The organism is Thauera humireducens (genome assembly GCF_001051995.2).
Lineage (GTDB): Bacteria > Pseudomonadota > Gammaproteobacteria > Burkholderiales > Rhodocyclaceae > Thauera > Thauera humireducens.
Genome location: NZ_CP014646.1, coordinates 506,227 through 518,220 on the forward strand (window position 1 = coordinate 506,227; position 11,994 = coordinate 518,220).

The following is an 11,994-nucleotide window of genomic DNA, read 5'->3' on the forward strand; positions in this document are numbered from 1 at the left end:
GCAGCAGACACGCCGGCGTAACGCCGCGGTCTTTTTCGCCGCCTATGCTGCGGCGCATGAAAGCGATCGATTTCACGACCGAAGAGCTCTGTCATGATCCGCGGCTGCGTATCGCCCTGGTGACCGAGACCTGGCCGCCGGAAGTCAACGGCGTGGCAATGACGCTCAAGCGCATGGTCGATGGCCTGATCAAGCGCGGCCACAGCGTGCAACTGGTGCGGCCGAAGCAGACGCCTGGCGACGTGGCACTGCGGGGCGGCGCGCTGGAGGAGGTGCTGTCGCGCGGGCTGAAGCTGCCGCGCTACGACGGCCTCAAGCTCGGCCTGCCGGCCAAGTCGCGGCTGGTGCGAACCTGGACGCGGCAACGGCCCGATCTGGTGCATGTCGCCACCGAGGGGCCGCTCGGCTGGACCGCGGTCTCTGCCGCCGCCAAGCTTCGGCTGCCGGTGACCTCCGATTTCCACACCAACTTCGACCACTACAGTGCGCACTACGGCGTGGGTTGGCTGCGCCAGCCCGTTGCGGCCTATCTGCGCCGCTTCCACAACCGCACTGCCGCCACCTTCGTACCGACCGGCGAACTGGCCCACGCGCTCGCCGGTCAGGGTTACGAGCGGGTCGAGGTGATCTCGCGCGGGGTGGATACGACGCTGTATTCGCCCGCCCGTCGCAGCGACGAACTGCGCGCGCAGTGGGGTGTGGCGCCCGGCGGTCTTGCCGTGGTCAGCGTCGGCCGCCTTGCGCCCGAAAAGAACCTGGGCCTGACCCTGCGCGCGTTCGCGGCGATCCGCCAGCAGCGGCCCGATGCGCGCATGGTGGTGGTCGGCGACGGCCCGATGCGCGAGGCGCTCGCGCGCGAATGTCCGCAGGCGGTGCTCGCCGGCATGCGCCACGGCGAGGATCTGGCGGCGCACTATGCGTCGGCCGACCTCTTCCTTTTCCCCAGCCTCACCGAGACCTTCGGCAACGTCACGCTGGAAGGCATGGCGAGCGGGCTATGCACCGTCGCCTACGACTACGCCGCGGCGGCCGAAGTGATCCACGATCTGCACAACGGCGCTGTGCTGCGTTGCGGTGACGAGGACGGCTTCATCGAACGTGCGGTGCAACTGGCCTGTGCGGATGAACTGCGCACCGAGATCGGCCGCGAGGCGCGGCGCAGCGCGGAGGGCATCGACTGGGAGCGGGTGAACGACCATTTTGCCGAAGCGCTGGTGCGCGTCTGGCGCGGTGGCGTCGGTGCCCGCGATGGCAAGACCGTGTTGCGTACGCAGGAGGCGGAAAGCTGATGCCAGCCGTTCGAGCGATCTTCATCTCCGATGTGCATCTGGGCACGCGGGCGAGCCAGGCCGACCGCCTGCATGCCTTCCTGAAGGAGTACGAGTCGGAGTACCTCTACCTGCTGGGCGACATCATCGACTTCTGGGCGATGAGCCGCAGCGTGCAGTGGGCGCCCGCGCACAACACGGTGGTGCAGAAGGTGCTGCGGCGCGCGCGGCATGGCGACAAGGTGTTCTTCATCCCGGGCAATCACGACGAGACCCTGCGCGAGTACGCCGGCATCGCGTTCGGCGACATCCGCGTCGAGAGCGAGTGGATCCACGAGACCATCGACGGTCGCCGCTACTGGCTGATCCACGGCGACGAGTACGACCAGGTCACGCGCCACCACCGCTGGGTGGCCGTGCTGGGCGACGTGGCCTACAACGCGCTGGTGCGGCTGAACCTGATGCTGTCGCGCGTGCGCCGCCTGTTGCGCATCCCTGGCTACTGGTCGCTGGCGGGCTACGCGAAACAGAAGGTGAAGCGCGCGGTCAGCTTCATCTTCGACTTCGAGGATGCGGTCGCACACGCGGCCCAGCAGCGCGGGGTCGATGGCGTGATCTGTGGTCACATCCACTGGGCGGCCGACCGCCGCATCGGCAACGTGCGTTACCTGAACTGCGGCGACTGGGTCGACACCTGCAGTGCCGTTGTGGAGCACTACGACGGCCGAATCGAGGTGTTGCAGTGGGGCGCGCAGGCCGTGCCCCAGGCGCGCCCGGACGAGCCCGGCGTTTCCGTGCCCGCCGCGCAGCCGGCGGAGCCGGCGACTGCGGCGAAGTCCGTGCTCGAACTCGAGCGCCTCTATCTCACTCCCGACGTCTGATCGCGCGCTGCCGGGGGCTCGCGCATTAGCCCGACGGCAAGGCGGATGCCGAGCCAGGCATTGACCAGCGCAAAGCCCGCCACCACGATCATCGCCAGCGGCACGAGGGGGTAGGTGCGCAGGATCCAGGCCAGAACCGACGACATCACATTGAGCACCACCATCATCCAGAAGGCCGGATTGCGGGGTTGCCAGAGGCGGGAAAGCTTCATCGGGATTCCAGGGCAGGGTGGGCCCGCAGCCTGCCGCGGCGCGCGATGAAGAGGACCGCCAGCGCCAGGACGACCTCGATGGCGCCGATGGTGATGAACACCGGGGCATTGGGGTTGGCGGAGAATTGGCCGTAGAACGCCAGCAGCAGACTGCTGATGAGCGGTCCGGCAGCGAAGCCGAGTGACCCCGCCATGTTGAACGCGGCCAATGCGCTGGCGCGGCAGTCCTCGCCACCGTAATGCGCCGCCAGCACCAGCGAGGGCGCGTACATCAGCGCGGCGATGACGCCGCCGGCGGCCATCGTGCCGACCACCCAGTCCGGCGGCACGAAGACCAGCGCGCCGAGAAAGACGCCGTACAGCACGCTGCCCGCGACCATCATCAGCAGCGGATCCCAGTGGCGCGACAGGTGGCCGGCTGGCCAGGTCAGCAGCGAGAACGGAATCAGGAAGGCCGCCATCGCACCGCCGATGGCGCGTGCATCGAAGCCGAGGGTGAGCCCGAGATAGAGTGACAGCGTCGACACGATGAAGCCGACCGTGAGCCGGTCGGCAAACGAGAAGGCGAGCGGGATCGCCAGGGCCCGGCGGGTGCGCAGCGTGGCGAGGATCTCGCCGATCGCGAGGCGGGGGCGGGCGCCGCCGCTGTCCTGCAAGGCGATGGCGCCGAGGCCGGCCAGTGCCACCGACAGCAGGCCGCCACCCAGCGGCACCCACGCCGGGTCGATGCCGCCGATCACGCCGCCCAGCGGTGCGCCAGTGGCCACGCCGAGGCTGATCGCTGCGCCGATCGCACCCATGCGTCCGCCCAGCCCGCCGCGCCCGACGTGGTCGGCGCCCAGCGCCATCAGCAGCGACAGCGCGGACATGTGGGCGAAGCCTTCGATGAGGCGCAGGGACAGCAGCAGGGCGTAGCTGTCGATGTGGCGGTAGGCGAGGGCAATACCGAGCAGCGTCAGGCCGTTCAGGGCCAGCGCAGCGACGGCGAACGCCTTGCGCCGGCCGAGGCGGTCGGACAGCAGACCGGCGATCGGTGCGCCCAGCAGCGCACCGATCATGTTGATGGACATGAAGAAGTGGCTGGCGAACTGGCTCAGGCCGGCGAAGCGCTGTGCGGTGAACTCCGACAGCACCGGCACCATCCCGGTCACCGGCAGCATCAGTCCGAACAGCAGCAGGAGCGGAGCGAGCGTCCGTACCGGGGCGATGCCATCGGAGGCGGTGGAAGGAGCGGCCATGGAGGAAGAGGCGGGACGGTAAGCGCCCAATGATACGCTGACCGCACCGTGCCCAAGCCCGGCCCGAGGGGAAAGGGCTTCCGCCCCGGGCACGCGCAGCCAGCGTGCGCCTCAAGCCGTTATGCCTCGCCGAATCCGTCCGTTTCCAGCGCGTCGCGATGCGGCGCGGGTCCGGCATTGCCGAGCGAGGCCGCAGTCAGCGTGCTTGCGTGCAACGGCCTTCGACTTGTCAGTCCTCGTCGCGACCCAGGCGCGGAAAGCCGCCCGCGATCCACCTGACAGCCTCGGCATTGGTGAGCCGGAAGTCCGGCCGAACGCGCTCCTGCGCCACTTCCTCGCCTTCGTCGTCGATGGCGCTGAGCGTGGCAAAGGGCTCGTATTCGTCGGGCGTGATGTCGAGCCGGATTTCCCACTGGCGTTCGAGCGCGAACACCGTCAGGCGCTTGTGCAGGGCTGCGTGTGCCTGTTGCGCGTGGCGCTGCAGCACCTCGGTCGCCGTCTTGACCAAGGTGTTGAAAGCGGACTGGTCGAGCGGCTTGGGGTTCTTCTTGTCCCGTCCCATGGTCCAGGGGCCGACGAGGGCGGGTTCGGGCTCGCCGTCCTTGAACATCTCGACGGCCCAGCCGTCGTCATCCTCGTTCTTGACGACGCGTGCGGTCCAGCCGTTGTCGTGCCACAACCGGTCTTCGCGAATCGCGGTGTTGGAACTGTCCTGTGCGGCATCGGTTGAATCAGTGGGGGCGGGGAGGTCTGTGTGCTGCATGGGGCCTGGGGCTGGAGTCGGGGTGGAGTCGATGGCGTCGTGCGCGATCAGGCGCGGCTGCGGGGACGTCGCAGGCGGGGCGGCAAGCCTGGACGCTGCGCGAGTCCGTGCGGGCCGGGCCGTGGGTGCGGGCATGACTGCGTCTGGGAGGGCAAGACTGAGTTGGCTCACGTGAGGCTATCCGGGGTGCTTTCCGAGAGACTGAAAGTTTATACAGTTATTGCGTTCGTGCAAGCCTGCCGGAATCACGATGTCGAGGCGCCACCGGCATGGCAGGTTTTCCCCAGCCGGTGGGGACAGGCTTGTGGGGCGACTTGTGGATGGGGACCTCGAATAACCCGAGGTTTTCAGTGAATCCCGCCGCGCAATGATGACCGCGAACGAATTCGACCCAATTTCTTTGGCAAACCACCGCGTTTCTCGGCGGGGTTGCCTCGTTTTTGCCTCGAATCGTCCCGGGCATCGGCGATTCGGCCCATTTCGGGCGTCAGAAGGCCTCGATGCCGGCCTTCCGGAAGTAGACCAGCCGCTTCAAGTTGTAGCAGGCGGCCATCATCATCATCGCAAAGTTCGCCCGCGCCTGACCGATGGTGCGCAGCAACTTGCCGCCCATCTGCTCGATGGCGGCAAATACATGCTCGACCCGGACGCGCGTTTTGGCGATGCGCTGGTTACGCCGCTGCTGGCACTCGGACAGCGGCTTGTTGCGTTTGCCCTTCCTCTGGATCTGATTCCGGAAGCCCTTCTCTTTGAGCCAGGCTTCACGCGCCTCGGACGGGTAGCCTCGGTCGGCATAGACGTCCCGACTCGTGTTGCCCGCATCGAAGACGTTGTCGAAGTGCTGGCTGTCGTGCGTACTCGCCGTGTCGGTCTCGATTCGGCGAATGATCTTGTATTTCTTGTCGACGTTGATCGAGAGCTTGTAGCCGAAGTGGCTCTTGCCGTGCTTCTTCGTCCAGGTCGCGTTGATGTCCTTCTGGCGCCGCTTCGCAGGCTTCCAGTCGGCGGGCATCGCACCTTGCTCGATCAGCGCCTTCTCGCCTCGGCTGTTGTGCTGCTTGGGGGCGGGGACCAAGGTGGCGTCGATGATCTGACCGCCGCGCGCGATGAAACCCTGCTTCAACAGCTGCGCCGAGACTCCGTCAAAGAGCGCCTTGGCGCCCGCTTCACCGATCCGGTTCTCGAACATCCACACCGTGGTGCGGTCCGGCACGTGGGTCGCGTTCACCAGTCCGCAGAAGCGCTTGTAGCTCATGCGGTCGAGCAGTTGGTACTCCATCTGCTCATCGGACAGGTTGTACAGACGCTTGAGCACCAGGATCCGTACCATCGTCTCGGTCGGGTACGGCGGACGCCCGCCCTGCGCGCTCGCCGGGCGCGGCGCAACCTCATCCACCTCGGCCGCCAACGCCACAAAGTCGATGTGCGACTCGATGTCGGCCAGCGGGTCGCCCAGCGAGTCGAGCTTCTTGCGGTGGTGTTCGTCAGCGAACAGGTCAGTCTTGATAGCGCTACGCGGTTTCATCGGTGCAGCCTGCGGCGTTCAGGGCGTCGTAATTTTACCAAGGGCGGGCGAGACGGAGGTTTTTCGAGGCGCCCGGATAAGTGCCAGCAGGGCGCGGCCGTCCTGGGAACGACGCTGATGCCTCACAAATAGGCAGCGGCGGGGCGTGGCGTGTCAGCGCGGTCTTTATGGCCGCGCTCAGGCTGCCTGCAAAGAAACGGTCATAATTCGCGGCAATAATTCAACTAATATTAAAACGTTGTCGAACGGAGACCGTATATGAAAGTGGGCATCAACGGCATGGGCCGCATCGGGCGGCTGGCACTGCGTGCAGCGATGGGCGCGGCGGAGCGGCCGGCAGACGATCCGCGCGCCGGCAACCGCCTGGAAGTCGTGCACCTCAACGAACTGAAGGGCGGAGCGGCGGCGACCGCCCACCTGCTGGCCTTCGACAGTGTGCAGGGCAAGTGGCGCGCCGACCTCCGCGCCGAGGGCGAGGACACGATCCGTATCGACGATCGTACGCTGTCGTTCTCGTCGCACGCCACCGCCGCGGAGATCCCCTGGGGCGAACTTGGGGTGGACGTGGTGCTGGAATGCACCGGCAAGTTCCTGACCCCCGAGACCCTGCAGGGCCACCTCGATCGGGGCGCCAAGCGCGTGATCGTGGCCGCCCCGGTCAAGAGCGGCGGCGTGCTCAACATCGTGGTCGGCATCAACCACGAGGCCTATGATCCGGCGCGCGACCGCATCGTCACCGCGGCCTCGTGCACGACCAATTGCCTCGCGCCGGTGGTGAAGGTGGTGCATGAGAACCTCGGCATCCGCCACGGCCAGATCACTACCATCCACGACCCCACCAACACCAACCTGGTGGTCGACGCACCGCACAAGGATCTGCGCCGCGCGCGCAGTTCGCTGATGAGCCTGGCGCCCACCACCACCGGCAGCGCCACCGCGATTGCGCTGATCTACCCGGAGTTGAAGGGCAAGCTCAACGGCCACGCGGTGCGTGCGCCCGTGTTGAACGCCTCGCTCACCGACTGCGTGTTCGAGTTGCAGCGCGAGACCACGGTGGAGGAGGTGAATGCGCTGTTCAAGGCCGCGGCCGAAGGTCCGCTCGCCGGCATCCTCGGCTACGAGGAGCGCCCGCTGGTGAGCGTCGATTACGCGCGCGATACGCGCAGTTCGATCGTCGACGCGCTCTCCACCATGGTCACCGACGGCACGTTGCTCAAGGTTTACGCCTGGTACGACAACGAGATGGGCTACGCCTGCCGCATGGTCGACCTCGCCTGCCACATGGACGCCGTGGGCATCTGAAAACCATGCAACACGCCGCGCGCAACTACGCCATCGTCACCGCCGCCTACTGGGGCTTCACGCTCACCGACGGCGCGCTGCGCATGCTGGTGCTGCTGCATTTCTATCGGCTCGGCTACTCGCCCTTCACACTCGCCTTCCTGTTTCTGCTCTACGAGGCGGCAGGTGTACTGGCGAACCTGGTGGGCGGCTGGCTGGCGACGCACTACGGCATCGCGCGCATGCTGGCGGTGGGCTTGGTGACGCAGATTGTCGGCTTCGTGCTGCTGTCGGTGCTCGATCCGGGCTGGACGGCGGCGATGGCGGTGGCCTGGGTGGTGGTGGCGCAGGGCATCTGCGGCGTGGCCAAGGACCTGACCAAGACCGCGAGCAAGTCGGCGATCAAGATCACCCAGGCGGAGGCGAAGGCCGAGGCCCAAGGGGGGAGCCCGGGGCAACTCTTCAAGTGGGTAGCGTGGTTCACCGGCAGCAAGAATGCGATGAAGGGCATCGGCTTCTTCCTTGGCGGCCTGCTGCTGGAGACCCTGGGCTTTCGCGGCGCGCTGTGGGCGATGGCGGGGCTGTTGGCGCTGGTGCTCGCGGGGGTGCTGCTGTCGCTGCCGCCGATGATGGGCAGAAAGAAGGCCTCGAGGTCGGTGCGCGAACTGTTTGCCAAGAACCCCGGCATCAACGCCTTGGCCGCCGCGCGGGTGGTGCTGTTCGGTGCGCGCGACGTGTGGTTCGTGGTCGGGGTGCCCGTGTTCCTGTACTCGGCGGGCTGGACCTTCACGATGGTCGGGACCTTCCTCGCCGCGTGGACCATCGCCTACGGCGTCGTGCAGGCGCTGGCGCCGCAGATCGTGCGCCGCAGTGCCGACGGCCTCAGCCATGAGGTGCCGGCGGCGCGGCTGTGGTCGGCGCTGCTGGCGTTGATTGCGGCGGCGCTGGCGGTGGCGGTGTGGCTGCAGGCGCCGAATCTGGAATGGGTGGTGGTCGGCGGGCTGGGGCTGTTCGGCTTCGCCTTCGCGGTCAATTCCTCGGTGCATTCCTACCTGATCCTCGCCTACGCAGGCTCGGAGAAGGCGGCAGAGGATGTCGGCTTCTACTACGCCGCCAACGCGCTCGGCCGCTTCATCGGCACGCTGCTGTCGGGCCTGCTGTACCAGTGGGGCGGGCTGCTGTATGCGCTGATCGGTTCAGCCGTGATGCTGCTGATCTGCTGGCTGACGACGCTGGCCCTGCCGCTGGCACGTCACGATGCCGCCCGGGCGGAGTCCTGAGCGATCTGGAGAACGAATATGGAAAAGAACATTGCGCTGCCGATCTTCGAGGCCCTGTCCTCGGGCATTCGCCTGGACGTGTTTCGCCTGCTGGTGCGCGTCGGACCCGAGGGCATGGTGGCGGGCGAGCTGTCGGCCGCACTCGATGTCCCGCCCACTAACCTGTCCTTCCATCTGAAGACGCTTACCCATGCGGGCCTGGTGTCGGCCGAGCAGGAAGGCCGCTTCCAGCGCTACCGCGCCAACATGGCGCTGATGCGCGAACTGGTCGCCTACCTCACCGAGGAGTGCTGCGCGGGGGCGCCCGCGCTGTGCGGCGTCGATGCCTGTGCCTCGGGATTGAACTGCTGAACTGCAAGACCGCCCGATCCGGGCTCATAACGATTACTGGAGTCTCCCATGTCCGACAAGATCTACAACGTGCTCTTCCTGTGCTCGGCCAACTCGGCGCGCAGCATCATCGCCGAGGTCATCCTCAATCAGATCGGGAAGGGCCGGTTCCGGGCCTTCAGCGCCGGCAGCCATCCGCGCGGCGAGGTGCACCCGATGACCCTGCAGGTGCTGCAGGGCCAGGGCTACGACACCAGCGCGCTGCGCAGCAAGAGCTGGGATGAGTTCGCACGCCCCGACGCGCCGCAGATGGACTTCGTGTTCACCGTGTGTGACCAGACCGCCGGCGAGCTCTGCCCGGTGTGGCCCGGCCAGCCTCTGACCGCCCACTGGGGTTTCGCCGATCCGGTCAAGGTCGAGGGCAGCGAGCAGCGCCAGCTCGATGCCTTCAGCCAGATCCAGAACCAGATCGCCAATCGCCTGCGCCTGTTCCTGAGCCTGCCGCTGGCCAAGCTCGACCGCCTCGCGATCAAGCACGAGATCGACCGCATCGGCCAGACCTCGGCGGAGGCATGAGATGGGGCTGTTCGAACGCTACCTGACGGTTTGGGTCGGGCTGGGCATCCTCGCCGGCGTCGGCCTGGGGCTGGTCGCACCGGGCGCCTTCCAGATGATCGCCGGCCTCGAGTTCGCCCAGGTCAACCTGGTGGTGGCCGTGTTCATCTGGGTGATGATCTACCCGATGATGATCCAGATCGACTGGCATGCGGTGAAGGACGTCGGCAAGAAGCCGCAGGGCCTGCTCCTGACGCTGGTGGTCAATTGGCTGATCAAGCCCTTCACAATGGCGGCGCTCGGCGTGCTGTTCTTCCAGCATCTTTTCGCGCCCTGGGTCGATCCCGCTTCGGCCAGCGAGTACATCGCCGGCATGATCCTGCTCGGCGTGGCGCCGTGCACCGCGATGGTGTTCGTGTGGAGCCAGCTGGTGAAGGGCGATCCCAACTACACCCTGGTGCAGGTGTCGGTGAACGACCTCATCATGGTGTTCGCCTTCGCCCCGATCGCCGCCTTCCTGCTCGGTGTCACCGATCTCACCGTGCCGTGGGAGACCTTGCTGCTCTCCACCGTGCTCTATGTCGTCCTGCCGCTCGTGGCCGGTATGGCGACCCGGCACGTGCTCGAACGCCGTTCGGCACAGGCAGTCGCTGAATTCGTCGGCCGGCTGAAGCCCTGGTCCATCGTCGGTCTGATCGCCACCGTGGTGCTGCTGTTCGGCTTCCAGGCACGCACGATCGTGGCGCAACCACTGGTGATCGGCCTGATCGCGGTGCCGCTGCTGGTGCAGAGCTACGGCATCTTCCTGATCGCCTACATCGCCGCGAAGGCGATGAAGCTGCCGCACAACGTGGCGGGGCCGGCCTGCCTGATCGGTACATCCAACTTCTTCGAGCTGGCGGTGGCGGTGGCGATCTCGCTGTTCGGGCTGAACTCGGGCGCGGCGCTGGCAACCGTGGTCGGCGTGCTGGTGGAAGTGCCGGTGATGCTGTCGCTGGTGGCGATCGTCAACCGCACGCGGTACTGGTTTCCGGCGCCGATCGCGCGGCGCTGAGCGAAACCGCGCTAGCGCGAGCTGTTTGCTTGCGGATCGGCGGACCGGCTGGGGTCGGGGGTGTCCTCGGGAAGGTCGAGGCCCCAGTCGCCATGCATGTACCAGTCGTCGCCAAGCATTTCCGCAGGGTGCATGGTGCGCCCAGAACCGTTGCCGCACCCGAGGGCGTCTGCTGCGCAGTACTTGTCGCAACCCCAGCAGATGCGCTCGGGGTGCTTCGGGTGGAGGGGGAACTTCTTGGCCATGGGAAGCCCTGCAGAAGGGGAGTGCCCAAGGCTAAGCCTTTGCCGCAGTCAATGCACTGACTGCAATCAAGTCTGGAAGGTTTTGCTTTGGAGATGCCCGTGCAGTCCGCCCGACGAGGGGTGCTCTGCCGTTGCCTGTTCGGCCCGTAGAACCTGATGCAGAACGCCAGGTAGAAAAAGAAAAAGCCCTGAAGAGTCAGGGCTTTCTTGTGTTCGGTGGCGGACAGGGCGGGATTCGAACCCGCGTTGGGATATTATCCCAAACACGCTTTCCAGGCGTGCGACTTAAACCACTCATCCACCTGTCCATCGAAGCCCGGCAGTATAGCCGAAAGAGGCGGGCATAGGAAGAAAAAGATGTGAGGCGAGAGGCGCGTGCTTCAATCGGCCAAGTAGGTCTTGACTTCGGCCAGCACGGCCTTCAGTTCATGTTTTAGCGGGCCGACATCCGCTTCGGTCGGGCGATAGGCGGAACCGGCCTGCTTGCAGCGCGATTCGATGCGCTGCGCGATCTCGACGGCGTTGGCGGCATGGAGCTGGGCCAGCGTACCGCGCACGGTGTGCGTCACCCGGGCCAGCGCCAGCGCATCGCCGGCTGACGCCGCGGCCTGAAGGTCGGCCTGCGCACCATCATGCCAATCCGCGAACGCGCCAAGCACGCTGACGACGACGGCCTTGTTGTCGAACAGGTCGTGAAGCAGGGCCCGAGGGTCGAAGTGCGTGTAGCTTCCTTCCGGCATTCAATGGCTCCCGGGGCTGCCGATGGTTTGGGTCAGGGCGGCGACCGTGACGGGCTTGATCAGCACCGCATCGAAACCGTCGGCCAGAAAACGGTCGATGTCCTCGTTCATCGCATGTGCCGTGTAGGCAACGATACGGACATCCTTGCACTCCGGATTGCTCCGGATTCGTGCGCACGCCTCTTCGCCGCCGATGTCCGGCATCGAGATGTCCAGCAGGATCACTGCAGGACGAACCGACTGGAGACGATCGAGCATCGGGGCAGCGCCTTCGAACGCCTCGATGCGCCAGCCGAGGCGTTGCATGAGCGCAGTCGCGACCTTGACGTTGATTGCGTTATCGTCGGTGACGAAGGCCAGGTTCTGGTCGATATCCATCAGTCGATTCGCCGGGCGGAACATTCGAAGCTGCGTGGCCGTTAAGACCGACCCGCCACATGCGGCGAGTGTAGCGCTAACCGGTTGTCCTTCGTCATCGCCGAGCGGTCGGAGTCCGGTTCCAGGGTTGCAGCGTGGGTTTTCGAGTCGGCGTCTGTTCGGTAGCCCTGACTCGGCGTTCGGTCCGTAGGCGAGTCTGCGCGCCACATCACCGCAACATGCGCATCGACCCCGGCCGAGGCCG

At 66.3% G+C, this 11,994-nt stretch carries 14 protein-coding genes and 1 tRNA gene; 7 read left to right on the forward strand and 8 right to left on the reverse strand.

The genetic code is table 11. The features are described from left to right. The first annotated feature begins 56 nt into the window (after positions 1 to 56). Positions 57 to 1,289, forward strand: a complete 1,233-nt coding sequence (locus tag AC731_RS02405) for a glycosyltransferase family 4 protein (protein WP_048710492.1) — start codon at positions 57 to 59, stop codon at positions 1,287 to 1,289. Then, positions 1,289 to 2,149, forward strand: a complete 861-nt coding sequence (locus AC731_RS02410; protein ID WP_048709009.1) for a UDP-2,3-diacylglucosamine diphosphatase — start codon at positions 1,289 to 1,291, stop codon at positions 2,147 to 2,149. The genes AC731_RS02405 and AC731_RS02410 overlap by 1 nt, the downstream gene beginning before the upstream one ends. On the opposite strand, the gene AC731_RS02415 is transcribed toward AC731_RS02410, so the two are convergent. The 4 genes from AC731_RS02415 to AC731_RS02430 all read right to left on the reverse strand — a co-directional run bounded on the left by AC731_RS02415 (position 2,128) and on the right by AC731_RS02430 (position 5,887). Further along, positions 2,128 to 2,361: a hypothetical protein gene (locus tag AC731_RS02415; RefSeq protein WP_004253160.1), complete on the reverse strand. Its 234-nt coding sequence runs from the start codon at positions 2,359 to 2,361 to the stop codon at positions 2,128 to 2,130. The genes AC731_RS02410 and AC731_RS02415 overlap by 22 nt on opposite strands. Continuing rightward, entirely contained in the window at positions 2,358 to 3,599 is a 1,242-nt protein-coding gene (locus AC731_RS02420; RefSeq protein ID WP_048709011.1) for an MFS transporter, read from the reverse strand. The genes AC731_RS02415 and AC731_RS02420 overlap by 4 nt, the downstream gene beginning before the upstream one ends. 229 nt (positions 3,600 to 3,828) lie before the next feature. Further along, positions 3,829 to 4,362: a hypothetical protein gene (locus tag AC731_RS02425; protein WP_038010757.1), complete on the reverse strand. Its 534-nt coding sequence runs from the start codon at positions 4,360 to 4,362 to the stop codon at positions 3,829 to 3,831. A gap of 487 nt (positions 4,363 to 4,849) precedes the next feature. Then, a complete protein-coding gene (locus AC731_RS02430; RefSeq protein WP_048709013.1) occupies positions 4,850 to 5,887 on the reverse strand; it encodes an IS5 family transposase in 1,038 nt (345 codons plus the stop codon). A gap of 258 nt (positions 5,888 to 6,145) precedes the next feature. Between AC731_RS02430 and AC731_RS02435 the strand changes: the two genes are divergently transcribed. Genes AC731_RS02435 through arsB form a run of 5 tightly spaced genes read left to right on the forward strand, consistent with a single transcriptional unit; the run spans position 6,146 to position 10,387 of the window. After that, on the forward strand, positions 6,146 to 7,189 hold the full coding sequence (locus AC731_RS02435; protein ID WP_048709015.1) for an ArsJ-associated glyceraldehyde-3-phosphate dehydrogenase: 1,044 nt from the start codon (positions 6,146 to 6,148) through the stop codon (positions 7,187 to 7,189). Between the two features lie 5 nt (positions 7,190 to 7,194). Continuing rightward, positions 7,195 to 8,448, forward strand: a complete 1,254-nt coding sequence (gene arsJ / locus AC731_RS02440) for an organoarsenical effux MFS transporter ArsJ (RefSeq protein WP_156480630.1) — start codon at positions 7,195 to 7,197, stop codon at positions 8,446 to 8,448. Between the two features lie 18 nt (positions 8,449 to 8,466). Beyond that, on the forward strand, positions 8,467 to 8,799 hold the full coding sequence (locus AC731_RS02445) for an ArsR/SmtB family transcription factor (protein ID WP_048709018.1): 333 nt from the start codon (positions 8,467 to 8,469) through the stop codon (positions 8,797 to 8,799). A 48-nt stretch (positions 8,800 to 8,847) separates the two neighbouring features. Further along, a complete protein-coding gene (locus AC731_RS02450; protein WP_048709020.1) occupies positions 8,848 to 9,354 on the forward strand; it encodes an arsenate reductase ArsC in 507 nt (168 codons plus the stop codon). A gap of 1 nt (position 9,355) precedes the next feature. After that, positions 9,356 to 10,387 carry an ACR3 family arsenite efflux transporter gene (arsB, locus tag AC731_RS02455; protein WP_048709022.1) on the forward strand — a complete coding sequence of 344 codons (1,032 nt, stop codon included), beginning with the start codon at positions 9,356 to 9,358 and terminating at the stop codon, positions 10,385 to 10,387. An 11-nt stretch (positions 10,388 to 10,398) separates the two neighbouring features. Here arsB and AC731_RS02460 read toward each other — a convergent pair whose 3' ends face one another. From AC731_RS02460 to AC731_RS02475, 4 genes are all read right to left on the reverse strand, one after another. Next, positions 10,399 to 10,632 carry a DUF3079 domain-containing protein gene (locus AC731_RS02460; protein ID WP_048709023.1) on the reverse strand — a complete coding sequence of 78 codons (234 nt, stop codon included), beginning with the start codon at positions 10,630 to 10,632 and terminating at the stop codon, positions 10,399 to 10,401. 217 nt (positions 10,633 to 10,849) lie between these two features. Continuing rightward, positions 10,850 to 10,940 (reverse strand) — tRNA-Ser (locus AC731_RS02465). A 72-nt stretch (positions 10,941 to 11,012) separates the two neighbouring features. Beyond that, positions 11,013 to 11,372 (reverse strand): Hpt domain-containing protein, encoded by a 360-nt coding sequence (locus tag AC731_RS02470; RefSeq protein WP_048709026.1) that lies wholly within the window; start codon positions 11,370 to 11,372, stop codon positions 11,013 to 11,015. Then, on the reverse strand, positions 11,373 to 11,750 hold the full coding sequence (locus tag AC731_RS02475) for a response regulator (RefSeq protein ID WP_038010851.1): 378 nt from the start codon (positions 11,748 to 11,750) through the stop codon (positions 11,373 to 11,375). Positions 11,751 to 11,994 lie beyond the last annotated feature (244 nt).

Excerpts from the sequence above, each read along its gene's own strand:
- AC731_RS02405 (WP_048710492.1), top strand. The coding sequence starts at position 57 with ATGAAAGCGATCGATTTCACGACCGAAGAGCTCTGTCATGATCCGCGG.
- AC731_RS02410 (WP_048709009.1), top strand. The coding sequence starts at position 1,289 with ATGCCAGCCGTTCGAGCGATCTTCATCTCCGATGTGCATCTGGGCACG.
- AC731_RS02415 (WP_004253160.1), bottom strand. The coding sequence starts at position 2,361 with ATGAAGCTTTCCCGCCTCTGGCAACCCCGCAATCCGGCCTTCTGGATG.
- AC731_RS02420 (WP_048709011.1), bottom strand. The coding sequence starts at position 3,599 with ATGGCCGCTCCTTCCACCGCCTCCGATGGCATCGCCCCGGTACGGACG.
- AC731_RS02425 (WP_038010757.1), bottom strand. The coding sequence starts at position 4,362 with ATGCAGCACACAGACCTCCCCGCCCCCACTGATTCAACCGATGCCGCA.
- AC731_RS02430 (WP_048709013.1), bottom strand. The coding sequence starts at position 5,887 with ATGAAACCGCGTAGCGCTATCAAGACTGACCTGTTCGCTGACGAACAC.
- AC731_RS02435 (WP_048709015.1), top strand. The coding sequence starts at position 6,146 with ATGAAAGTGGGCATCAACGGCATGGGCCGCATCGGGCGGCTGGCACTG.
- arsJ (WP_156480630.1), top strand. The coding sequence starts at position 7,195 with ATGCAACACGCCGCGCGCAACTACGCCATCGTCACCGCCGCCTACTGG.
- AC731_RS02445 (WP_048709018.1), top strand. The coding sequence starts at position 8,467 with ATGGAAAAGAACATTGCGCTGCCGATCTTCGAGGCCCTGTCCTCGGGC.
- AC731_RS02450 (WP_048709020.1), top strand. The coding sequence starts at position 8,848 with ATGTCCGACAAGATCTACAACGTGCTCTTCCTGTGCTCGGCCAACTCG.
- arsB (WP_048709022.1), top strand. The coding sequence starts at position 9,356 with ATGGGGCTGTTCGAACGCTACCTGACGGTTTGGGTCGGGCTGGGCATC.
- AC731_RS02460 (WP_048709023.1), bottom strand. The coding sequence starts at position 10,632 with ATGGCCAAGAAGTTCCCCCTCCACCCGAAGCACCCCGAGCGCATCTGC.
- AC731_RS02470 (WP_048709026.1), bottom strand. The coding sequence starts at position 11,372 with ATGCCGGAAGGAAGCTACACGCACTTCGACCCTCGGGCCCTGCTTCAC.
- AC731_RS02475 (WP_038010851.1), bottom strand. The coding sequence starts at position 11,750 with ATGGATATCGACCAGAACCTGGCCTTCGTCACCGACGATAACGCAATC.